20 protein-coding genes and 1 pseudogene are annotated in these 21,871 nt (G+C 69.2%); 5 read left to right on the top strand and 16 right to left on the bottom strand.

What is annotated here, in order from left to right; all coding sequences use genetic code 11:
• Positions 1-9: 9 nt before the first annotated feature.
• The 9 genes and pseudogenes from nuoH to G4X40_RS11305 form a co-directional block, all read right to left on the bottom strand.
• Positions 10-1,248, bottom strand: a pseudogene (nuoH, locus tag G4X40_RS11345) (NADH-quinone oxidoreductase subunit NuoH); the annotation flags it as partial.
• An 8-nt stretch (positions 1,249-1,256) separates the two neighbouring features.
• Complete coding sequence (locus G4X40_RS11340; protein WP_277832575.1) at positions 1,257-3,671, bottom strand: NADH-quinone oxidoreductase subunit G; 2,415 nt, start codon at positions 3,669-3,671, stop codon at positions 1,257-1,259.
• Entirely contained in the window at positions 3,659-4,975 is a 1,317-nt protein-coding gene (gene nuoF, locus G4X40_RS11335) for an NADH-quinone oxidoreductase subunit NuoF (RefSeq protein ID WP_277832574.1), read from the bottom strand. The genes G4X40_RS11340 and nuoF overlap by 13 nt, the downstream gene beginning before the upstream one ends.
• A gap of 1 nt (position 4,976) precedes the next feature.
• Entirely contained in the window at positions 4,977-5,798 is an 822-nt protein-coding gene (nuoE, locus tag G4X40_RS11330) for an NADH-quinone oxidoreductase subunit NuoE (protein WP_277832573.1), read from the bottom strand.
• Positions 5,795-7,090 (bottom strand): NADH dehydrogenase (quinone) subunit D, encoded by a 1,296-nt coding sequence (nuoD, locus tag G4X40_RS11325; protein WP_277832572.1) that lies wholly within the window; start codon positions 7,088-7,090, stop codon positions 5,795-5,797. The genes nuoE and nuoD overlap by 4 nt, the downstream gene beginning before the upstream one ends.
• Entirely contained in the window at positions 7,087-7,779 is a 693-nt protein-coding gene (locus tag G4X40_RS11320) for an NADH-quinone oxidoreductase subunit C (protein WP_277832570.1), read from the bottom strand. Before G4X40_RS11320 ends, nuoD begins: the two co-directional genes overlap by 4 nt.
• A complete protein-coding gene (locus G4X40_RS11315) occupies positions 7,776-8,330 on the bottom strand; it encodes a NuoB/complex I 20 kDa subunit family protein (RefSeq protein ID WP_277832569.1) in 555 nt (184 codons plus the stop codon). The genes G4X40_RS11320 and G4X40_RS11315 overlap by 4 nt, the downstream gene beginning before the upstream one ends.
• A 71-nt stretch (positions 8,331-8,401) precedes the next feature.
• Entirely contained in the window at positions 8,402-8,761 is a 360-nt protein-coding gene (locus G4X40_RS11310) for an NADH-quinone oxidoreductase subunit A (protein WP_277832568.1), read from the bottom strand.
• Positions 8,762-9,101: 340 nt separating this feature from the next.
• Positions 9,102-10,025 (bottom strand): cyclase family protein, encoded by a 924-nt coding sequence (locus G4X40_RS11305; protein WP_277832567.1) that lies wholly within the window; start codon positions 10,023-10,025, stop codon positions 9,102-9,104.
• Between the two features lie 88 nt (positions 10,026-10,113).
• Between G4X40_RS11305 and G4X40_RS11300 the strand changes: the two genes are divergently transcribed.
• Entirely contained in the window at positions 10,114-10,551 is a 438-nt protein-coding gene (locus G4X40_RS11300; protein ID WP_277832566.1) for a VOC family protein, read from the top strand.
• 27 nt (positions 10,552-10,578) lie between these two features.
• Here G4X40_RS11300 and G4X40_RS11295 read toward each other — a convergent pair whose 3' ends face one another.
• Positions 10,579-11,475: a helix-turn-helix domain-containing protein gene (locus tag G4X40_RS11295; RefSeq protein ID WP_277832565.1), complete on the bottom strand. Its 897-nt coding sequence runs from the start codon at positions 11,473-11,475 to the stop codon at positions 10,579-10,581.
• A 130-nt stretch (positions 11,476-11,605) separates the two neighbouring features.
• Here G4X40_RS11295 and G4X40_RS11290 point away from each other — a divergent pair, with 130 nt between their 5' ends.
• Both G4X40_RS11290 and G4X40_RS11285 read left to right on the top strand, forming a co-directional pair.
• Positions 11,606-12,643, top strand: a complete 1,038-nt coding sequence (locus G4X40_RS11290; RefSeq protein WP_277832564.1) for a zinc-binding dehydrogenase — start codon at positions 11,606-11,608, stop codon at positions 12,641-12,643.
• A gap of 56 nt (positions 12,644-12,699) precedes the next feature.
• A complete protein-coding gene (locus G4X40_RS11285; RefSeq protein ID WP_277832563.1) occupies positions 12,700-13,119 on the top strand; it encodes a cupin domain-containing protein in 420 nt (139 codons plus the stop codon).
• A 284-nt stretch (positions 13,120-13,403) separates the two neighbouring features.
• Here G4X40_RS11285 and G4X40_RS11280 read toward each other — a convergent pair whose 3' ends face one another.
• Together G4X40_RS11280 and G4X40_RS11275 are read right to left on the bottom strand one after the other, a co-directional pair.
• A complete protein-coding gene (locus tag G4X40_RS11280) occupies positions 13,404-13,781 on the bottom strand; it encodes an Rv3143 family two-component system response regulator (protein ID WP_277833059.1) in 378 nt (125 codons plus the stop codon).
• A gap of 60 nt (positions 13,782-13,841) precedes the next feature.
• Positions 13,842-14,879: a tyrosine-type recombinase/integrase gene (locus G4X40_RS11275; protein ID WP_277832561.1), complete on the bottom strand. Its 1,038-nt coding sequence runs from the start codon at positions 14,877-14,879 to the stop codon at positions 13,842-13,844.
• Positions 14,880-15,006: 127 nt separating this feature from the next.
• Between G4X40_RS11275 and G4X40_RS11270 the strand changes: the two genes are divergently transcribed.
• Positions 15,007-15,339 carry a YnfA family protein gene (locus G4X40_RS11270; protein WP_277832560.1) on the top strand — a complete coding sequence of 111 codons (333 nt, stop codon included), beginning with the start codon at positions 15,007-15,009 and terminating at the stop codon, positions 15,337-15,339.
• 329 nt (positions 15,340-15,668) lie between these two features.
• Here the strand turns inward: G4X40_RS11270 and G4X40_RS11265 are convergent, their stop codons facing one another.
• The gene (locus G4X40_RS11265) at positions 15,669-16,799 is read right to left on the bottom strand and encodes a nitronate monooxygenase (RefSeq protein WP_277832559.1); all 1,131 of its coding nucleotides are present in this window, start codon (positions 16,797-16,799) and stop codon (positions 15,669-15,671) included.
• Between the two features lie 102 nt (positions 16,800-16,901).
• Here G4X40_RS11265 and G4X40_RS11260 point away from each other — a divergent pair, with 102 nt between their 5' ends.
• The gene (locus tag G4X40_RS11260) at positions 16,902-18,032 is read left to right on the top strand and encodes a sterol desaturase family protein (protein ID WP_277832558.1); all 1,131 of its coding nucleotides are present in this window, start codon (positions 16,902-16,904) and stop codon (positions 18,030-18,032) included.
• Positions 18,033-18,420: 388 nt separating this feature from the next.
• Here the strand turns inward: G4X40_RS11260 and G4X40_RS11255 are convergent, their stop codons facing one another.
• The 3 genes from G4X40_RS11255 to G4X40_RS11245 are packed head-to-tail and all read right to left on the bottom strand — an operon-like array spanning position 18,421 to position 21,835.
• Entirely contained in the window at positions 18,421-18,987 is a 567-nt protein-coding gene (locus tag G4X40_RS11255; RefSeq protein WP_277832557.1) for a zeta toxin family protein, read from the bottom strand.
• Positions 18,984-19,361 carry a TA system antitoxin ParD family protein gene (locus G4X40_RS11250; RefSeq protein WP_277832555.1) on the bottom strand — a complete coding sequence of 126 codons (378 nt, stop codon included), beginning with the start codon at positions 19,359-19,361 and terminating at the stop codon, positions 18,984-18,986. The genes G4X40_RS11255 and G4X40_RS11250 overlap by 4 nt, the downstream gene beginning before the upstream one ends.
• A gap of 47 nt (positions 19,362-19,408) precedes the next feature.
• Positions 19,409-21,835 (bottom strand): excinuclease ABC subunit UvrA, encoded by a 2,427-nt coding sequence (locus tag G4X40_RS11245; protein WP_277832553.1) that lies wholly within the window; start codon positions 21,833-21,835, stop codon positions 19,409-19,411.
• Positions 21,836-21,871 lie beyond the last annotated feature (36 nt).

The raw sequence follows: 21,871 nt of genomic DNA, 5'->3' as shown, positions 1-21,871 counted from the left end.
GGTGGCGCGCAGCGGAGGCACGGGGAAGCCGCCGGCCGTCGCATCGTCGTCGGTAAGACGTGGGGCGGTCGGGCGCTGCGCTTCGCGTGGGCGGCGGCCGCTGCGCAGCAGCAGCGCCAGCAGCACCAGGGATACGAGAACCCCGACGGCGATCAGGACCCCCGGGTGCACGTCGTGGCCACCGGTGCGCAGGCCCCGGTAGACGGCGACCAGCATCACCCACACGAGCGCGAACGGGATCAGCAGCTTCCAGCCGAGGTTCATGAACTGGTCGTAACGCAGCCGCGGCAGTGTGGCGCGCAACCACATGAACACGAACAGGAATCCCCAGACCTTGAGCGTGAACCACAGCACCGGCCACCAACCCGAGTTCGCGCCGGACCACAGGTTCAGCGGCCACGGGGCGTGCCAGCCGCCGAGGAACAGCGTCGTGGCCAACGCCGACACGGTGGTCATGTTCACGTATTCGGCGAGCATGAACATCGCGAACTTCAGCGACGAGTACTCGGTGTGGAAGCCGCCGACCAGTTCGCCCTCGGCCTCGGGCAGGTCGAACGGCGCGCGGTTGGTCTCGCCGACCATCGAGGTGACGTAGATGACGAACGACGGCAGCAGCAGGAACGCGAACCAGGTGCCGTACTGCGCCTTGACGATCCCCGAGGTGGCCATGGTGCCCGCCTCGAGGAACACCGCCGCGAACGTGAGCCCCATCGCGACCTCGTAGGAGATGACCTGCGCGGTCGAGCGCAACCCACCGAGCAGCGGGTACGTCGAGCCCGAGGCCCAGCCGGCCAGCACGATGCCGTACACGCCGATCGAGGTGACCGCCAGGATGTACAGCACCGCCACCGGCAGGTCGGTCAACTGCAGCGGCGTGTGGGTGCCGCCGACCGACACCAGCGGACCGAACGGGATGACCGCGAACGCCATGAACGCCGGCACGACAGCGATGATCGGGGCCAACAGATACACCGGACGGTCCACCCCGGTCGGCGTGATGCCCTCCTTGAGCGCCAGCTTGATGCCGTCCATCAGCGACTGCAGGATCCCGCGCGGACCCACTCGGTTCGGGCCGACCCGCATCTGCATGCGCGCGAGGATCTTCCGCTCGACATAGATCGCGACCAGCACCGTGAGCACCAGGTACACGAACACCGCCAGCGCCTTGACGATGACCAGCCACCACGGGTCGCGGCCGAACGCCGACAGGTCCGTGTACCCGGAGGCCGCTGTCGTTCGTGAGGTGATGAGCGGGTTCACGATTCGTCCACCCCCGCCCCGGACGAGAGCCGGACCACCGCGCCCGCGGTGACGCCAAGTTGCCGGTGCACCGCGCTGCCGCGGGAGTTCATCGGCAGCCACACGACCCGCTCCGGCATATCGGTCACCGCCAGCGGCAGCGTGACCGCACCCCGGCCGGTGCGGACCGTCACCGGATCACCCTCGGCGGCACGGATCTCCGCGGCGGTCGCGGCGGACAACCGGACCACCGGACGCCGCGCGGTGCCGGCCAGGTGCGGTTCGCCGTCCTGCAGGCTGCCCTCGTCGAGCAGCATCCGCCACGCCGCCAGCCGCGCCTCACCGAAACCGGGGGCGGGCCGGGGCGCCGGAGGGGACACCGGCGCGGGGGCGGCGCGCTCGCCCATCCAGGCGCCGAGGGTGCGCAGCTGCGCCCGCAGGCCCACCGGATCCGCGGGGCTGAACGGGACCCGCATCGCGCCGGCGAGCGCGGCGAGGACCCGATGGTCGGGCAGCGCGCCGGTGTCGGCCAGGGCGGCGCCGAAGACGCGGGCGCGGCCCTCCCAGTCGAGGAAGCTGCCCGATTTCTCCACCACCGGGGCGACGGGGAACACCACGTCGGCGCGGTCGGTCACCGCACTGTGCCGCAACTCGAGGCTCACCACGAACGGTGCCGCGTCCAGCGCCGCCAGCGCGGCGGCCGGATCGGGCAGGTCGTCCGGGTCCAGTCCGGCGACCACGAGCGCGTCGACGGCGCCGTCACGGGAGGCGCGCAGGATCGCGGCGGTGTCCCGCCCGGGGGTGGTCGGCACGTCCGCACCCCACACGCCCGCGACGTGGCGGCGGGCCTGCTCGTCGTCGACCGGGTGACCACCGGGCAGCAGGTTCGGCAGCGCCCCCGCCTCCAGCGCCCCGCGCTCACCGGCCCGGCGCGGAATCCACGCGACCCGGGCCCCGGTGGCGTCCGCGAGCCGCGCCGCGGCGCTCATCCCACCGGGGACCGCCGCGAGCCGCTCACCGACGAGGATCACCGCGCCCGGGCGCCGCAACTCCTCGGAATCGGCCAACGCGTCGAGCGCGTCCGGTTCGCCACCCGGCTCGGTGACCACCACCTCCGCGTCCAGCCGGACACTGCCGCGACTGGCGAACGGCGCGATCGTGCGCACCCGCACCCCGCGGCTGCGCACACCCTTGCGCAGCCGCAGGAACACGATCGGCGACTCCTCCTCGGGTTCGAACCCGACGAGCAGCACGACGGGCGCGCACTCGAGGTCGCGGTACGAGGCCGTGACGCCGCGGCCGGCGACACGGTCGGCCAGGAACTGTGCCTCCTCGGCCGAATGCGCACGGGCCCGGAAGTCGATGTCGTTGGTGTGCAACCCGATCCGCGCGAACTTCGCATACGCATAGGCGTCCTCGACGGTGAGCCGTCCACCGGTCAGCACCGCCGGTGCGGCCGCCGCGGCCAGGCCCTGGGCGGCCTCGGACAACGCCTCCGACCACGAGACCGCGACCAGTGTGCCGTCGCGGCGCACCATCGGCGCGGTGATCCGGTCGGGCGCGGTCGCATAGGTGAAGGCCCAACGGCCCTTGTCGCAGTTCCACTCCTCGTTGACGTCCGCGTCCTCGCCCGCGAGCCGGCGCAGCACCGCGCCGCGGCGGTGATCGGTGCGCTGCGCGCAACCGGACGCGCAGTGCTCGCACACGCTCGGCGACGAGACCAGATCGAAGGGGCGGGCCCGGAACCGGTAGGTGGCGCCCGTCAACGCGCCGACCGGGCAGATCTGCACGGTGTTGCCGGAGAAGTACGACTCGAACGGTTCGGACGCGTAGATACCCACCTGCTGGAGGGCGCCGCGTTCGAGCATGTCGATGAACGGATCTCCCGCGATCTGCTGCGAGAACCGGGTGCACCGGGCGCACAGGATGCAGCGCTCGCGGTCGAGCAGCACCTCGGCGGAGATGTTGATCGGCTTCGGATAGGTCCGCTTGACGTCGGTGAAACGGGTTTCGCCCTGGCCGTTGGACATCGCCTGGTTCTGCAGCGGGCATTCGCCGCCCTTGTCGCACATCGGGCAGTCCAGCGGGTGGTTGATCAGCAGGAACTCCATCACCCCGCGCTGCGCCTTCTCGGCGACCGGTGAACTGGCCTGGGTGTGCACCACCATGTCGTCGGCGACGGCCATCGTGCACGAGGCGACCGGCTTGCGTTGGCCGTCGACCTCGACCAGGCACTGCCGGCACGCCCCGGCCGGGTCGAGTAGGGGATGGTCGCAGAAGCGGGGGATGGCCCGGCCGATCATCTCGGCCGCCCGGATGATCAAGGTGCCCTTCGGCACGTCGAGTTCGACGCCGTCGATCGTCACGTGCACGGTGTCCGTGCCACGGCTGTCCGGCCCGCCGCCGGGCTCGCCACCGGTCACTGCGCCCATGCTCCGGCACCTCCGTTCGGCATCGACGCGATCGGGTCGAACGGGCAGCCCTGCGGTGTCAGGTGCGCGCGGTACTCGTCGACGAAATGCTCGAGCGAGGACGTGATCGGGCTGGTCGCCCCGTCACCGAGCGCGCAGAACACCCGCCCGAACATGTTGTCGGCGATGTCGAGGAGCTTGTCGAGATCCGCCTCGGTGCCGTCGCCGCGTTCGAGCCGGTCGAAGATCTGCACCAGCCAGTAGGTGCCCTCACGGCACGGCGTGCACTTGCCGCACGACTCGTGCGCATAGAACCGCGTCCAGCGCGAGACGGCCCGCACCACGCAGGTGGTCTCGTCGAAGATCTGCAGCGCCTTGGTGCCCAGCATCGACCCTGCGGCTGCGACACCCTCGTAGTCCAGCGGCACGTCCAGATGTGCGTCGGTGAGGATCGGCGTCGACGAGCCGCCGGGCGTCCAGAACTTCAGCCGGTGACCCGCACGCACCCCGCCGGCGTAGTCGAGCAACTCGCGCAGCGTGATTCCCAGCGGCGCCTCGTACTGTCCGGGACGCTGCACGTGCCCGGACAACGAATAGATCGTGAACCCCGGCGACTTCTCGGTGCCCATCGACCGGAACCAGTCGACCCCGGCCCGCAGGATCGCCGGGACACTCGCGATCGACTCGACGTTGTTGACCACCGTCGGGCAGGCGTACAGGCCCTCGGTGGCGGGAAACGGCGGGCGCAGCCGGGGCTGGCCGCGTCGGCCCTCCAGCGAGTCGAGCAGCGCGGTCTCCTCGCCGCAGATGTAGGCGCCCGCGCCCGCGTGGACGATCAGTTCCAGGTCGAACCCGGAGCCGCAGACGTTCGCGCCGAGATACCCGGCGGCGTAGGCCTCGGCGACCGCGGCCTGCAGTCGTCGCAGCACCGGGACCACCTCGCCGCGCACGTAGATGAACGCGTGGTGGCAGCCGATGGCGTACGCGGTGATGATCGCCCCCTCGACGAGGGTGTGCGGGCTGGCGAACATCAGCGGAATGTCCTTGCAGGTACCCGGTTCCGACTCGTCGGCGTTGACGACCAGATAGTGCGGTTTGGGGTGCTCCGGGTCGAGCGGCGGCAGGAACGACCATTTGGTGCCGGTCGGGAAGCCTGCGCCGCCGCGGCCGCGCAGCCCCGCGTCCTTGACCGCCCCGACCACCTCCTCGGCGGACATCGCCAACGCCGCGCGCAACCCCCGATAGCCGCCCCGGCCCAGGTACGACGCGAGCGTCCAGCACTGCGGGTCGTCCCAGTTGCGGGTCAGCACGGGGGTCAGCGGCATGTCAGCTCCCTTCCCGATCCGGCCCGGCCTCCGCTGGGCCGGAAGCGGCTGCCTCGGGCTCGTCGGGAGCGGCCATGCCGCGTTCACGGGCGACGCGCAACCCCACCCGCGTGGCCTCGCCGCCGCCCCCGCCGCCGTCGAGTGCGCCGGGACGGTCGTCGGGGAAGCCCGCGAGGATCCGCGCCGTCTGTCGGAACGTGCACGGCGGCGCCCCGCGGGTGGGGATCACCTGCTCGCCCGAACGCAACGCGTCGACGAGTTCGCGTGCGGACAGCGGGGTCTGGTTGTCGAAGAACTCCCAGTTGACCATGATGACCGGCGCGAAGTCGCAGGCCGCGTTGCACTCGAGGTGATCGAGCGTGACCGTGCCGTCGGTGGTGGTCTGCCCGGGTTCGACCCCGAGGTGCTCGCGCAGCGTGTCGAGGATCGCGTCGCCGCCCAGGACCGCGCACAGCGTGTTGGTGCACACGCCCACGTAGTAGTCGCCGGTCGGCTCGCGCCGGTACATCGTGTAGAACGTGGCGACGGCGGCCACCTCGGCGCCGCTGAGGCCGAGTTGCGCTGCGCAGAAGTCGATCCCCGCGGGTGTGAGGTAGCCGTCCTCCGCCTGCACCAGGTGCAGCAGCGGGATCAGTGCGGACCTCGACTGCGGGTAGCGGGCCACGATCGCCGCGGCGTCGGCGCTGAGCCGTTCGAGCACCGCCGGCGGGTAGTCGGCGCGGGCGCCGGGGCGGACCAGCTGCGTCTGCTCGTCCGGTCCCGGCCCGAGGCTCAGGAAAACCGGGCCGTTACCGGACGACGGGGGGAGCGGGGGAGTGCTCATCGGTCGACACCCCCCATCACCGGGTCGATGCTCGCGACCGACGCGATCACGTCCGCGACCATGCCGCCCTCGCACATTGCGGCGACCGCCTGCAGATTCGTGAACGACGGGTCGCGGTAGTGCACGCGGTAGGGGCGGGTGCCGCCGTCGGAGACCATGTGCACGCCCACCTCGCCGCGCGGCGACTCGACCGGCACGTACACCTGACCGGCCGGCACCCGGAATCCCTCGGTGACGATCTTGAAGTGGTGGATCAGCGCCTCCATCGACTCGCCCATGATGTGCTTGATGTGCGCGGCGGAGTTGCCCTGACCGTCCGGGCCGAGCGCGAGCTGCGCGGGCCAGGCGATCTTCTTGTCGTCCACCATGACCGGGCCGGGCCGCAGCCGGTCCAGGCACTGCTCGGCGATCGAGATCGACTGCTTCATCTCCTCGACGCGGATGAGATAGCGGCTGTAACAGTCGCATCCGGTGCCGGTGGCCACCTCGAACTCGTAGTTCTCGTAGCCGCAGTACGGTTCGCTCTTGCGCAGGTCGTGGGGGAGCCCGGTCGCGCGCAGGATCGGCCCGGTGATGCCGAGGGCCATGCACCCGGTCAGGTCCAGATACCCGACACCCTCGGTGCGCGCCTTCCAGATCGGGTTCGCATCGAGCAGGTTCTCGATGTCACGGATCCGCTTGGGCAGCAGCGCCAGGACCTCGCGTGCCTTCTCGACCGCACCGTCCGGCAGGTCCGCCACCACCCCGCCGGGCCGGATGTAGCTGTGGTTCATCCGCAGCCCGGTGATCTGCTCGAACACCTCGAGGATCAGCTCGCGTTCGCGGAACCCGAACAGCATGGTGGTCAGCGCGCCCAGTTCCATGCCGCCGGTCGCCAGCGCGACCAGGTGCGAGGAGATGCGGTTGAGCTCCATCAGCAGCACACGGATGACGTTCGCGCGCTCCGGGATCTGGTCGGTGATGTCGAGCAGTTTCTCGACCGCGAGGCAGTAGGCGGCCTCGTTGAAGAACGGCGAGAGATAGTCCATCCGGGTGACGAACGTGACCCCCTGCGTCCAGCTTCGGTACTCGAGATTCTTCTCGATCCCGGTGTGCAGGTAGCCGATCCCGCAGCGCGCCTGGGTGACCGTCTCGCCCTCGATGTCGAGTACCAGGCGCAGCACGCCGTGGGTGGACGGGTGCTGCGGACCCATGTTCACCACGATGCGATCCTCGCCGGCCTCGGTGGCGTCGGCGACGATCCGGTCCCAGTCCTGGCCGGTGGCTGTGTACACGGCGGCGGGTTCGCTCATCGGTAGGCCCTGCGCTCGTCCGGAGCGGGGATCTGGGCGCCCTTGTACTCGACCGGGATCCCACCGAGCGGATAGTCCTTGCGCTGCGGGTGCCCCACCCAGTCGTCGGGCATCTGGATGCGGGTCAGCGCCGGATGCCCGTCGAAGATCAGGCCGAAGAAGTCGTAGGCCTCGCGCTCGTGCCAGTCGGTGGTGGGGTAGATCCCGTACAGCGACGGGACGTGCCGGTTGGCGTCCGGAACCGACACCTCGAGCGTCACCCGACGCCCCCACGTCAGCGACTGCAGAGGGTACACCGCGTGCAGTTCCCGTCCGGTGTCGTCCGGATAGTGCACCCCGCTCACGCCGTGGCACAGCTCGAAGCGCAGATCGTCCCGGTCGCGCAGGGTGCGGGCCACCAGCGGCAGCTGCTCCGCGGCGATGTGCAGCGTCAACTGGTCGCGGAAGACGACGACCTGCTCGACGGCGCGGTCGGCGGCGACGCCCGCGGCGTGCAGCCCCTCGATGAGCGCGTCGACGACCGCGTCGAAGTACCCGCCGTACGGTCGGGACGTGCTGTTCGGCAGTGCGATCGGGGCGACCAGACGCCCGTACCCGGAGGTGTCGCCGGTGCCGCTGACACCGAACATGCCGTGCTGGACCGAGATCTTCTCGGCGGCGTCGCGGTCGCGGCCCGGCTCGTCGGTCACCGGAGCAGCCCCTTGAACTCGATGGTCGGGCGGGAGGCGAGCGCCGCCTGTTCCGCCTCGCGGACGGCCTGTTCCCGGTTGGCGCCCAGCGGCATCTGCTGGATCTTCTCGTGCAGCATGAGGATCGCGTTGAGCAGCATCTCCGGGCGCGGGGGACAGCCGGGCAGGTAGATGTCGACGGGGACGACGTGGTCGACGCCCTGCAGCACCGCGTAGTTGTTGAACATGCCGCCGGAGGAGGCGCACACGCCCATGGCCAGCACCCACTTCGGCTCGACCATCTGGTCGTAGACCTGCCGTAGCACCGGGGCCATCTTCTGGCTGACCCGCCCTGCGACGATCATCAGGTCGGCCTGGCGTGGCGAGGCCCGGAATGCCTCCATCCCGAAGCGGGCGATGTCGAAGCGGCCGCCGACCGTGGACATCATCTCGATGGCGCAGCAGGCCAGGCCGAAGGTGGCCGGCCACAGCGAGCCCTTGCGCGCGTAGCCCGCGACCTCTTCGACCGTGGTCAAAAGAAAGCCGCTGGGCAGCTTCTCCTCGAGACCCATGTCCGAGTCCTATCACTTTCCCGCACGTGGCGGATTGCTTTCGCGGACAACGTGACCGGTCGCCGCCGGCGTCAGTCCCAACTCAGACCGCCGCGGCGCCACTCGTAGGCGTACGCCACCGAGACGTTGAAGAGGAACAGTGCCATCGCGCCCACGCCGAACCAGCCGAGCGCGTCGAAGTGCACGGCCCACGGGTACAGGAAGACGATCTCGATGTCGAAGATGATGAACAGCATCGCGGTCAGGTAGTACTTCACGGGGAAGCGGCCGCGGCCGACCGGTTGCGGTGTCGGTTCGATGCCACACTCGTAGGCCTCGAGTTTCGCCCGGTTGTACCGGCGCGGGCCGACGAAAGTGGCAACCCCCACCGAGAACACCGCGAACGCGGCCGCGATCGCCCCGAGCACCAGGATCGGTACGTAAACGTTCATGGCGTCCTGAGTCCCTCCACGAGAGCGGATCCCGACACGGCGAAGTGTGACGCAGGCCTCACGGTACTCGGGGAGGGGAGCGCTGTGGGGCAGGCCCGCCGGACTTGCCGCGGCCGTGCCGACGGCGGAGGGGTGACGGCGGCGCGGGGGGCACGCAGGAGGGTGTGCGGCAGCCGAGGACGGGCACGGATGGCGTCCCGGTGTCGCCGTGCCGGTTCTTGAATCGGTGTCGGACGGAACGACGTATATTACCGAACTGTGGCCCGCTCGAATCTCGCCGAAGTGGGGCACAGGAAAAAGCCGCGTCGATCGGGGGCGGCGCTGTGTGTGGTGCGATCAGCTATTTGATGGCCAGTGGATTGGTCGGGGAGCCGAGTCCGCGACGGAACTTGATCGGCGGGGCGCTCAGGAAGAACGAGTAGCGGCCGTCGCGGGCGCAGTCGTCGGCGAGTTCCTCGAGGTCCAGGATCTCGCCGAGCGTCATGCCCATGTCGCGGATGAGCACCATGTGCACCGGCATCATCTCGCCGTCGATCTCGCCGGGGGACACCTCGACACCCCAGTTGTCCGAACACACCGCGGCGATGTCGTGGCGGTGCAACCAGTCGCAGCACGCCAGCCCCAGGCCGGGCTCGCCGGCCATGAACGCCGCGGCGTCGCCGTCATCGAGGAACTTCTTGCGCCAGCCGGTCCGGACCGCCACGATGTCGCCGGGCAGCACCGTCGTTCCCTGCTTCTCGCAGGCCGCGTCCAGGTCTTCTGGGGTGATGACCTCGCCCGGCATCATCCAGTCGACACCCCGGTGGCGGGCCACGTCGATGAGGACCCCACGCCCGGTGATCCCCTTGGCCTGCTTGTCGATCGCGCAATGCGTCGCGCCGTGCGGGGTGATCGACGAGGCGGGGAATCCGTTGTAGAGCAGGTCGTCGTAGTACACGTGCGCCAGCGCGTCCCATTGCGAGGCGCTCTGCAGCGGCATGAAGACGTAGTCGTCCGCATAGCGAAAGGCCCCGGGGAACCGCTGTCCCTCGCCGGTCTCGGAGACCAGCAGCTTCGGGTTCGTCCGGAACGGACCGCGCTGCGGGCCATCGGATCCGAACGGTATCCCGAGGTCGAACACCTGACCGCGCACGATCTCCTGCGCGGCCTGCGCGATCCGGTCGGGCGTGAGCAGGTTCGTCGTTCCCCGCTCGTCCTTCACCCCGTCGCGGTCCCATCGTCCCCAGTTGCTCAGCCGCTTGCCGATCTCCCGGAAGTCGGTCACTGTCGCCTCCTACCTCACCGTCGCACTCGTCGGGTGTCGCACGCGCTGTTGGCAGTTCATCAGGCCGCGCCTCGCTAGAGTGCGACGGGTGCCCATCAAACTCGAGAACGTCGGCATCGCGGTCCGCGATCTCGACGCGGCGATCGCGTTCTTCACCGACCTCGGGCTGTCCGTCGTCGGCCGTGACACCGTCAGCGGCGAGTGGACCGACACCGCCGTCGGGCTCGACGGCAACCATGCACGCATCGCCATGCTCGAGACGCCGGCCGGTGACGGTCGCCTCGAACTCTTCGAATACCTCCACCCCGATGCGATCGAGACGGCGCCTACGCTCCCCAACGAGATCGGCATGCACCGCGTCGCCTTCTCGGTCGACGACCTCGACGAGGCCCTGGCGATCGCCGCGCGGCACGGCTGCCACCCGCTGCGCGGTGTGGCGACCTATCGGGACGCCTACCGGCTCACCTACGTCCGCGGTCCCAGCGGCATCATCGTGATGCTCGCCGAGGAGCTGGGCAAGAGCTGACCGGGCGACGTTCCTCGGAAGGCCCGCTCATGCGTCCGGTTCGTCACCGTGCCCCGAATCGACGCGGCCGGTCGGAGCTGCCTCGGTCGCGGCCCAACTGCCGAGCAGTGTGAGCGCATCGGCGGTCGGCGTGCCGGCGGGAGCCGTGTAGACGAGCAGCGTGAGCCCCGGGCGCGACGGGAACTCCATCGCCTCGAAGTCGAGATCGAGGTCGCCGACCGTGGGGTGGTGGAGGCGTTTGCGGCCGGTGCGGTGGAAGCGGACGTTGTGGGCGGCCCACCGGGTGCGGAAATCCTCGCTGCGGGTGGACAGTTCCCCGATCAGTTCGGTGAGCTGCTTGTCGTACGGGTTGCGGCCGGCCTCCGAGCGAAGCATCGCCGCGATGTCGTCGGCGGCGCGCTCCCAGTCGGCATAGAAGTCGTGGGCGGCGGGGTCGAGGTAGATGAAGCGCGCGTTGTTGGCGGGGCGCCGCGGGTCGGCCAGGACCGGTGCGTAGAGGGCCCGCGCCATCCGGTTGGCCGCGAGCATGTCGTGGCGGGCATTGCGCACCCACGCCGGGGCGTCCGGAATCGCGTCGAGTACCTGCTGGATGCCGCTGGTGACGCCGGACGGCTTGGTTCGGCGTCGACGGGCCGGACTCGGTTGAGCCGCGCGGGCGAGGTCGAACAGATGAGTGCGTTCGGCCTCGTCGAGTCGGAGCGCGGAAGCGACGCCGTCGAGGACCGTATCGGAAGCGCCGGCCAGGTTGCCGCGTTCCATGCGCACGTAGTAGTCGATGCTGACGCCCGCGAGCAATGCCACCTCCTCGCGTCGAAGCCCTTTGACCCGACGGTTGCCGCCGTATGCCGGCAGACCCGCCTGATCAGGGGTGATGCGCTCACGCCGCGAGCGGAGGAACTCCCTGACCTGGTCTCGGTTGTCCATACCGTCCACCGTAGGTCGGCCGGTGGCGGGTCAGGGAGGTACTGGCGTTACCTGGAAGGGCAGACACTGCCGGAGGCCGGTGGCAGCGTCTTGACTGTCATCGGCACCCCTTGGACAACGAGAGGCTCTCATGCGAGCAACGTTCATGTACGGACCGGGCGACGTCCGCGTCATCCACGTTCCGGACCCGGTCGTCGAACATCGGACCGACGCGGTCATCCGGGTGGTCCGCGCGTGTATCTGCGGATCCGACCTGCACCCGTACCACTCGATGTCGGCCACATCGCAGGGCAGCTCGATGGGGCACGAATGCATCGGTGTCGTCGAAGACGTCGGCAGCGAGGTCGCCACGGTGCGCAAGGGCGACGTCGTCATCACGCCGTTCGCCTGGTCCGACGGCACCTGCGAGTTCTGTGCCGAAGGCCTGCAGACCTCGTGCCGCCACGGCGGGTTCTGGAATGCCGGCGGCGTCGGCGGTCTGCAGGCCGAGGCGGTCCGGGTTCCACTGGCGGACGGCACCCTCTTCCCGGTTCCGGTCGAGGAGGGCTCGCCGCTGATCCCGTCGCTGCTGACGCTTTCGGACGTGTACGGCACCGGATACCACGCCGCCATCAGAGGCGGCGTCAACCCGCAGACCACCGTGACGGTGATCGGCGACGGGGCCGTCGGGCTGATGGCCGTGCTCTCGGCCCGGCAACTCGGCGCCGAACGGATCATCCTGATGGGTCGCCACGCCGATCGCACGGATCTGGGGCGGGACTACGGGGCGACGGATGTCGTGGCCGAACGTGGGGAGGAGGGGATCGCCCGGGTGCGCGAGCTCACCGGCGGCGACGGGACCCACGTCGTGCTCGAGGCGGTCGGGCACATGCCCGCCTACACCCAGGCCGTCGGCGTGGTCAGGCCCGGTGGGGTGATCAGCCGTGTCGGCGTGCCGCAATACGAGGACGCGCCGGTCGGGTTCGCCGGGCTGTTCGGACCGAACATCACGCTGACCGGGGGACCGGCTCCGGTGCGGGCCTACATCGACACGCTGCTGCCCGGCGTGCTCGACGGGACCGTCGACCCCGGTCGGGTCTTCGACAGCGAAGTGCCGTTGGACGACGTCGCCCGCGGCTACGCCGACATGGACGCCCGACGTGCACTGAAGGTCCTCGTCCGGCCGTAGGTCACCATCGCACCCGCAACACCGTTCTGGCCCAGCACATCCCGAAAGGACCGACCATGGAATTGACCCCGATCACGGAATCGGCGAAGGGGCCTGCCGACAGGTTCACCGGCGACGTCTACATCACACCGATCTCGGCGCCGACGGCGCCGTCGTACCTGTCCGCGGGGATCGTTCACTTCGCCCCGGGAGCGCACACCAACTGGCACGTCCACCCGAACGGCCAGACCCTGCACGTGCTGGAGGGGATCGCGCTGGTCGGTACCCGGGACGGCACCGTGGTCGCCGCGCGCCCCGGCGAGACCGTCACCTGCGACCCCGACGTCGAGCACTGGCACGGGGCCACGTCCGGAACACTCGCCGTGCACATCGCAGCCGTCGTCGCGGGCGAGGGCCACGGCGGCACTGACTGGTTCGAAGCCGTCTCCGCCGAGGACTACGACGCCGCGCAGAGCGCTGTCCGCGGACGGCGCTGAACCGGCTTAGGGGAGAGCAGGTGCGGATCCGACTGCGCGGCCGGCAGGGGAGACCGGGTCGTCGCGGCCGCTGAGTGACGTGCCGGCGGCCGCGCGCGTTCTTCTCGCAGGTCCTGCGACGGCAAGTCCGTGCGGCCGCCGCGAGCGCACACCGGGTACAGAACTCTGGACCGTACGGAACATTGGGAAATGCCGAACCACTGTCCGTGGCGAAACAGGGCGCCACCCGACCAAAAGACCAAGCAGCACCGATCACGTGGGTGGCCGCGCCAATCGGCGGCTCATCACCGCAGCACGGCGACGACGGCCTCGGTCAGCCGAAAGGGGTCGATGGGGTGCGGCACCGCTGCCTCGGCCCGCGACCAGTGCGCGAGCCAGGCGTCGTCCGGCCGTCCGGTGAGCACGACGATCGGGGGACAGCGGCGGTACTCGTCCTTGAGCTGCTTGGCCACGCCCATGCCTCCGGCCGGCGTCGCCTCGCCGTCGAGAATGGCGAGATCGATGTCGCCGGAATCGATCCGGCGCAGCACCATGGGCGCCGTCGCCACCTCGAGGTACTCGAATGCGGGCAGATCGGGGTGTGGGCGCGTGCCCAGCGCCTGCAGCACCTGCTCGCGTGTGCGGCGGTTGTCGCTGTAGACGAGGACGCGCAGCGCGGGCATGTCGGTCACTGGCCGATGGTAAGCCGCGACGGCCCGCCCGCGGCGGGTAATCGACGGTGCTCAGGCGGTACGGTGGGGCGTGTCGACGCCCTCGAGCAGTGCGTAGACCGGGTTCTGTGCGGCGGCCGCTCGCGTCTCGCGGCCTGCGCCGGCGGTGTACCGCTGGGTGGTCGACATCGACTCGTGACCGAGCAGCCGCATGAGCGTGTACACGTTGACGTCGCTGTCGGCCAGCGAAGTGGCGAAGGTGTGCCGGAGTTGGTGCACCAGTGCGCCTTTCGCGCGCTGTCCGTTGATGCCGGCGCGGCGGTAGGCCCGTTCGACGCGATACTGGACGGTGCTGTGGGTGATCCGGGCTCCGTCGTGTCCGACGAACAGGGGATCGGTGGCCCGGAAGCGGCGCCAGGGGGAGTCCGTCGGCTTGGATCGGGGCCGTACGGAGCCGGGGAAGCGGACGACCCGCGAGACCAGGTACTCGGTGAGTGTGGCCACCAGTGCGGGCTCGGCGGTGAGCACGCGTTGCTTGTTGCCCTTGCCGTGCACGGTCACGGCCTTGACCTGCGCGCTGTCGTCGACATCGCGCAGGTCGCCGAGGTTCAGCGCCGTCAGCTCGGCGAGCCGGCACCCGGTGAGCAGTGCGGTGAGCACGATGGCGAGGTCGCGTTCCTGCCAGGCGCGGGCGTTGGCGTCGTCGGGTTCGCGCAGTGAGGACATCAGCCGGGTGATCGCGGCCGAGTCGAAGGACTTGGGCACCTGCTTGGGCATCTTGGGTCGCTGCACCGCGGACATCGGGTTCGCGACGATGCGGTCAGAGCTGAACAGGAACTCGCACAGCGCGTTCCAGGTGGACCAGCAGCGCCGGATAGAGGCCTCGCGGTGGGTGCGGGCGAACCCGGCGAAGGCCGAGCGCAGCGGGTCCTTGGCGATGATCTCGGTGGTCAGTTCCTCGATCGGAACGCCGGTGTCGGACGCGAGATTCGCCACGATCGCATCGAAGTCCTGACGGTATGCCTTGAGCGTGTGCGGCGAGGGCTTGGCGGTGCTCCGGTAGATCAGAAAATCACCGAAACACGCCTCGAGTCCGCCACCGGTCGCCACGTACGTCAAGCTACAGCGAGGTGCCGACAGCGGGTTCTTTCGCGGCGACCGGATGAGAGTCTGGTGGTGGGCGCCACTTGATCGGACACGGCGCCCGATGTGGGCGTCGGTACAGAGAGGCCTTCACGTGATCATCGCCCGCTCCGTCGCGTTGTATGTTCTTGCGGCGCTGTTCGAGATCGGCGGTGCGTGGCTGGTCTGGCAGGGTCTGCGCGAACACAGGGGATGGCTGTGGGTCGGTGGTGGCGTCGTCGCCCTCGGCTTGTACGGCTGTGTGGCCACGATGCAACCGGATGCCGAATTCGGTCGGATTCTGGCCGCCTACGGCGGCATCTTCGTCGCGGGGTCCATCCTCTGGGCGGCGGTGGCGGACGGATACCGGCCGGATCGTTTCGACGTCGTCGGGGCATTGATCTGCCTGGCGGGCATGGCGGTGATCATGTATGCGCCCCGGGGGTAGTGGGCAACGGGGGAGCAGGAGCCGACCGAAGGAGATGTGAGAAGGCTCGCCCGCGGTTACCGGCGAGCGGTGTAGTGGGGTAGGCCATCTGTACCCCGAGGTAGCGCCGATGGCGTGGTGACTCGGAGAGTCGTTGGCGGCAAACAGATCCCGCCGGGGTGGGGAAGCGTTTGTGTATCACCATAGATAATTGCGATTATCTCGCAAAAATTGACGCAGGAAAGGGGTTTCGCGGTCGGGAGAGGGGTTACCCGCCCGCCGAGAGCGGTTCCGGGTGGGCACACTCGCGGCGTGCCCACCCGGAACTCGTGCGTATCAGACCGATTCGGTCACACCGACGCGGCGTCGTTCAGACGCTCGAGCGTCCCTGTGGCGTCGAGATATTCCTGGACCCAGCGCTCGACCACGGCAGCGGTCTTCTCGACCTTGGTGAACTGCCCGACGACCTGCCCGACCGGGTTGAACGCGACGTCGACGCTCTGGTCCGGGTACTTGTGGGTCGCGGCGACCGCCATGCCGGACACCATGTATTGCAACGGCATTCCGAGCGGATCCGGGTTGTCCTCCTGGGCCCACGCCTCGGTCCACTCGTTGCGCAGCATGCGGCACGGCTTGCCGGTGAACGAGCGGCTGCGCACGGTGTCGCGGCTGGTCGCCTTGACGTAGGCGTCCTGCTGCACGGCGGTGTTCTGCGCCTCCTCGACCATCAGCCACTGCGAGCCGGACCAGGCGCCTTGGGCGCCCAGTGCGAGGGCCGCGGCGATCTGCTGGCCACTACCGATGCCGCCGGCGGCCAGCACAGGGACGGGCGCGACCTCCTTGACGACCTGCGGCCACAGCACGATCGAGCCGACCTCGCCGCAGTGTCCGCCGCCCTCGCCGCCCTGGGCGATGATGATGTCGACTCCCGCGTCGGCGTGCTTGCGTGCCTGATACGGCGACCCGCAGAGCGCCGCGACCTTGCGGCCGGCGGCATGGATGTGCTCGATCATGTCGGCAGGCGGCGTGCCCAGCGCGTTCGCGATGAGCGTGACCTTGGGGTGCTGCAACGCGACCTCGACCTGGGGGGTCGCGGTGGCCTCGGTCCAGCCGAGCAATTGCAACGCGTTCTGGTCGAGGTCGTCCGCGGGCAGGCCGTGGTCGGCGAGGATCTTGTGTGCGAAGTCGAGGTGCTGCTGCGGCACCATCGACTGCAGCATCTTCGTCAGGTCGTCGCCGGACATGTCCGAGTCCATGCCCTCGTACTTGTTCGGGATGACGATGTCGACGCCGTACGGGCGGTCGCCGATGTGCTCGTCGATCCAGTTCAGCTCGATCTCGAGCTCTTCGGGGGTGAAGCCGACTGCGCCGAGGACCCCGAAGCCGCCCGCCTTGCTCACTGCCACCACGACGTCGCGGCAGTGGGTGAAGGCGAAGATCGGGAACTCGATCCCGAGGTCGTCACAGAGCGGAGTGTGCATGCATGCTCCTGGTAGAGGGTGGCCAGAATGAAACACGTTCTAACTGGAACCTGTTCTATCCTGTGGTGCACCTCACATCAACAGCATGGGAAGAGTCGGCAGATGAAGGTGGATCTGACGGTCGTCGCCATCCCCGCGTACGTCGGGGCGATGATCGCCGAATACCGGTGGCAGCGTCGGCATCCGGTCGCCGAGGGCTCACGTGCGGGCGACTACGAGTTCAAGGACACCATGGCGAGCCTGTCCATGGGGCTGGGCAGCCTCGCGGCGCCGTTCGTGACGAAGGCGCTGCTCGGCCCGCTGGCCAGCCGCGGGCGCTATGCGAAGGCGGCGATGGCGGTTGCCGTCGGGACGGGGGCCGTCGCGACGGCGGCCGACGTCGTCCGACGGCACCGGCGTGGCGAGCTCGCCGATGCCGGGGTGGTGGACGGGGGTGCTTCCGCTCGCGCCGACTGTGCTGTGGCTGAGGATCTCCAGCCGTTGCCACCTGTGCTCGCGCGGATCGGCCGTGGCGCTGCGGTGGCTGCGGTGGCGACCTCGGCATTGGTCGTCGCCACCGAATGGGGCGCACGCACCGCCGGGGAGCGCCTGTTCGTGCGCACACCGCTCGACCTCGGTTCCGGGGTGGCGGCGGGTGCGGTGGCAATCCTCGGATGGGATTTCATCTACTACTGGAATCACCGCCTCGACCACGAGGTCCGATGGATGTGGGCTATGCACTCGGTGCATCACTCCAGTGAGCGGTACAACCTGTCGACGGCACTGCGTCAGCCGTGGGTCGAGGCGCTCACCCTGTATGTGCCGTACTCGTTGCTCGCGGTGCTGGGGGTGCGTCCCGCCATGATCGCCGACGCACGCGCCGTCAACCTGATCTATCAGTTCTGGATCCACACCGAGGCGATCCGCACGCTCGGGTGGTGGGAGAAGGTGCTGAACACGCCGTCGCACCATCGCGCCCATCACGGCGTGAACCGGGAGTACCTGGATCGTAATCACGGCAGCATCCTGATCGTCTGGGACAAGCTGTTCGGCACTTTCGAACCCGAAATGGCCCGGCCGGTCTACGGACTGACCAGCAACGTCGGCACGTTCAACCCGCTGAAGATCTTTGCCGCCGAATGGATCTCCATCGCAAGGGACGTCGCCGGCGCGGACACCTGGCGGGACCGATGGTCGTTTCTGCTGCGCGGACCAGGTTGGGCGTACGAGCACCGCGCGCCGGCACTCGGGTAGAGCGCTCAGGCGCCGGTCCGCCGGCAATATCGGGCCGTAATGTCATAATGTCGATTATCGGATCATTTGATATGTGCTGGCGCGGGTCTCGTTTGACGTTGTTCGGCGTCGACTCTGCGTCAATGTGATTCGCGGCCGTCGGTCGTTCGTCGGATCGCCGGTGTGCGACACGTGACGTCGTGTGCGTCGCCGGCGCGTCTGGCACGTCCGTTGTGGCACCTCCAACTCACACGGCGCTCGGGCCCTTGGGCGCCTGAGATCTGCGCCCCGGCAATCTTGTTGTCAATCGACCGTTTCGGCGCGAAATCCACACGGCCACTACCGCTCTCGACCTCCGGCCACACCACCTCAATACGTCACTGTGACGTTTTAATGGGTTGGCGGCGAGTCAGCCGACCAGCTCCGCCGGCGCCCACCTGGGCCATTCGGCCGCGCCGACCGGATCGCCGTCGACGTATCGCGCGACGATGCGTGTGACGTCGGGTGCGGTGTTGTCGTAGACGGTGGCGTGGTCCACACGCGCGATCGCGTCGGCGACCAGCGGCCACAACCGCTCGAAGCGGCCGCGGATCTTGTCCTCGGGCACCCGGTGCCCGCCTTCGATCACGCGTTCGGCGACGCGCGCGACCGACAGTTCGACCGGCACCAGTACCACGTGCAGCACGACCACGTAGCCCGCCCGGTGGGCGCGGTCGATGAGGCCGAGCTTCGACGGGTGCGAGAACACCGTCTCGGCGATGAACGACTCCCCCTGCGCGATGAGCGCGTCACGGATGGTCGCGGCGATGCGCGCGGCCTCGTAGGAGTGTTCCTCGGGCGCGTCCGGCCAGCGGTCCTTGGCGATGACGTCGGCGTTGACGAACAGGCTGCCGGGGAGCAGCGGCGCGAGGCGTTGGTCGATGAAGGTGGATTTGCCGGCGCCGTTCGGCCCGACGACGAGGTCGAGTCGTCTCACAGGACGATCTGGGTGCCGTCCGGCAGGTGCTTGACAACCCGGCCCTTCTCATCGAGCGAGATCGTCGCGCGGCCCTGTGCGGCGCGGTCGGCGGCGTGGTTGCCGGTGGCCAGCGATTCCTCGAGCTTGGCGGCGATCTCGGCGTTGAACACGACGCCCTCTTCGTCGGACAGTTCGCGCAGCGGCAGGCGCCCGGCGAGGGCGGCCTCGACGCGGCGGCGCGGCACCTTGCGCTGGCTGGACACCTCGCGGCCGACACGGGCCCAGTGTTCGAGCTGCTGGCGGGCCGAGCGGTTCTCGCGCTCCCCCTCAGTGGCGGCCGCGTCGACGAGATCCGAGGAGAACCGGGTCACCCTGTCTGCAACGTTCGTCATGACTCCTCCTCCGGCAGTCGCCACTGTCCCACCAGTGTAGCAATCTGCTACGCGCTGGTGGGGTCGGCGCCGACGTACCTCGCCAGGTGCTCGCCGGTGAGCGTGCTGCGGTCGTCGATCAGCGCCCGCGGCGTCCCCTCGAACACGACGCTGCCGCCGTCGTGGCCGGCGCCGGGGCCGAGGTCGATGATCCAGTCGGCGTGCGCCATGACCGCCTGGTGGTGCTCGATGACGATCACCGACTTGCCGGCGTCGACGAGCCGGTCGAGCAGTCCGAGCAGTTGTTCGACGTCGGCCAGGTGCAGGCCGGTCGTCGGCTCGTCGAGCACGTAGATCTCGCCCTTCTCGGCCATTGCGGTGGCGAGCTTGAGCCGCTGGCGCTCGCCGCCCGACAGCGTGGTCAGCGGCTGGCCGAGGCGTAGATAGCCGAGCCCGACATCGGCGAGCCGCTGCAGGATCTTGTGTGCCGCGGCGATCTTCGCGTCGCCGGTCGAGAAGAACTCCTCGGCCTCGGCCACCGACATGCCGAGCACCTCGCTGATGTTGCGCCCGCCGAGCGTGTACTCGAGGACCTCGGCCTGGAACCGTTTGCCGCCGCATTCCTCACACGTCGACTCCATCGTCGCCATCACGCCGAGGTCCGTGTAGATGACCCCGGCGCCGTTGCAGACGGGGCAGGCGCCCTCGGAGTTGGAGCTGAACAGGGCCGGCTTGACGCCGTTGGCCTTGGCGAACGCCTTGCGGATCGGGTCGAGCAGTCCGGTGTAGGTGGCCGGGTTGCTGCGCCGGGACCCCTTGATCGCGCCCTGGTCGATCGACACCACGCCGTCGCGGCCCGACACCGACCCGTGGATCAGCGAACTCTTGCCCGAGCCCGCGACCCCGGTGACCACGACCAGCACGCCCAGCGGGATGTCGACGTCGACGCCGCGCAGGTTGTGTGTGTCCGCCCCGCGCACCGCCAACTCTCCCGTCGGCGCGCGCACCTCGGATTTCACCGCGGCGCGGTCGTCGAGGTGCTTGCCGGTCAGGGTGCCGCTCGCGCGCAGGCCCTCGACGGTGCCCTCGAACATCACCTCGCCGCCGTCGGTCCCCGCGTGCGGGCCGAGGTCGACGACGTGGTCGGCGATCGCGATCGCCTCGGGCTTGTGCTCGACGACCAGGACGGTGTTGCCCTTGTCGCGCAGTTGCAGCAGCAGATCGTTCATCCGCGCGATGTCGTGCGGATGCAGGCCGATCGTCGGCTCGTCGAACACGTAGGTGACGTCGGTGAGCGACGACCCGAGGTGGCGGATCATCTTGGTGCGCTGCGCCTCTCCCCCGGACAACGTGCCGGCGGGCCGGTCCAGCGACAGATAGCCGAGGCCGATCTGGTCGAACGAGTCCAGCAAATGCTGCAGTCCCTTGAGCAGCGGCGCCACCGTTTCCAGGGCGACCCGTCCTCCTGTCACCGAAGGCTCATTCAGCCCACGCACCCATTGCGCCAGGTCGGTGATCTGCATCGAGCACAGGTCGGCGATGTTCTTGCCGTTGATCTTCGACGACAGTGCCGGGGCGGCGAGGCGGGTGCCGTCGCACTCGGGGCAGACCGAGAACGCGACCGCGCGCTCGACGAACGCACGGATGTGCGGCTGCAGCGCGTCGATGTCCTTGGACAGCATCGACTTCTGGATCTTCGGGATCAGCCCCTCATAGGTCAGGTTGATGCCGTCGACCTTGATCTTGGTGGGTTCCTTGTACAGCAGGTCGTGCAGTTGCTTCTTGGTGAACTTCGCGATCGGTTTGTCCGGGTCGAAGAAGCCGCTGCCGCGGTAGATCCGGCCGTACCAGCCGTCCATGCTGTAGCCGGGAATGGTCAGCGCACCCTCGTTGAGCGACTTGCTCGCGTCGTAGAGCGCGGTCAGGTCGAAGTCGGAGACCGAGCCCATGCCCTCACAGCGCGGGCACATACCGCCGAGCCGGTTGAACGTCGCCTTCTCCTTGACCGTCCTGTTGCCGCGTTCGACGGTGATCGCACCGGTTGCCGACACCGACGGCATGTTGAACGAGAAGGCGTTCGGCGAGCCGATGTGCGGGTCGCCGATGCGGCTGAACAGGATCCGCAGCATCGCGTTCGCGTCGGTGGCGGTGCCGACGGTCGAGCGCGGGTTCGCGCCCATCCGTTCCTGGTCGACGATGATCGCCGTGGTCAGCCCGTCGAGATAGTCGACGTCGGGCCGGGCGAGTGTCGGCATGAACCCCTGCACGAACGCGCTGTAGGTCTCGTTGATCAGCCGCTGGGACTCGGCCGCGATCGTCGCGAACACCAGCGAACTCTTGCCGGAGCCCGAGACGCCGGTGAACACCGTCAGGCGCCGCTTGGGCAGCTCCACGCTGATGTTCTTGAGGTTGTTCTCCCGCGCGCCGTGCACCCGGATCTTCTCGTGACTGTCGGCGGCGTGCCCGGTCGGCGCGGCGTCGGTCGTACTGGGCATGCTCATCTCGTTTCGTTCGGATCGGTGTGTGCGGCG

Source organism: Speluncibacter jeojiensis (assembly GCF_029589495.1).
Classification (GTDB): domain Bacteria; phylum Actinomycetota; class Actinomycetes; order Mycobacteriales; family Mycobacteriaceae; genus Speluncibacter; species Speluncibacter jeojiensis.
The sequence above is the reverse complement of the archived record's forward strand: the minus strand, read 5'-3'. Positions and strand labels throughout refer to the sequence as shown.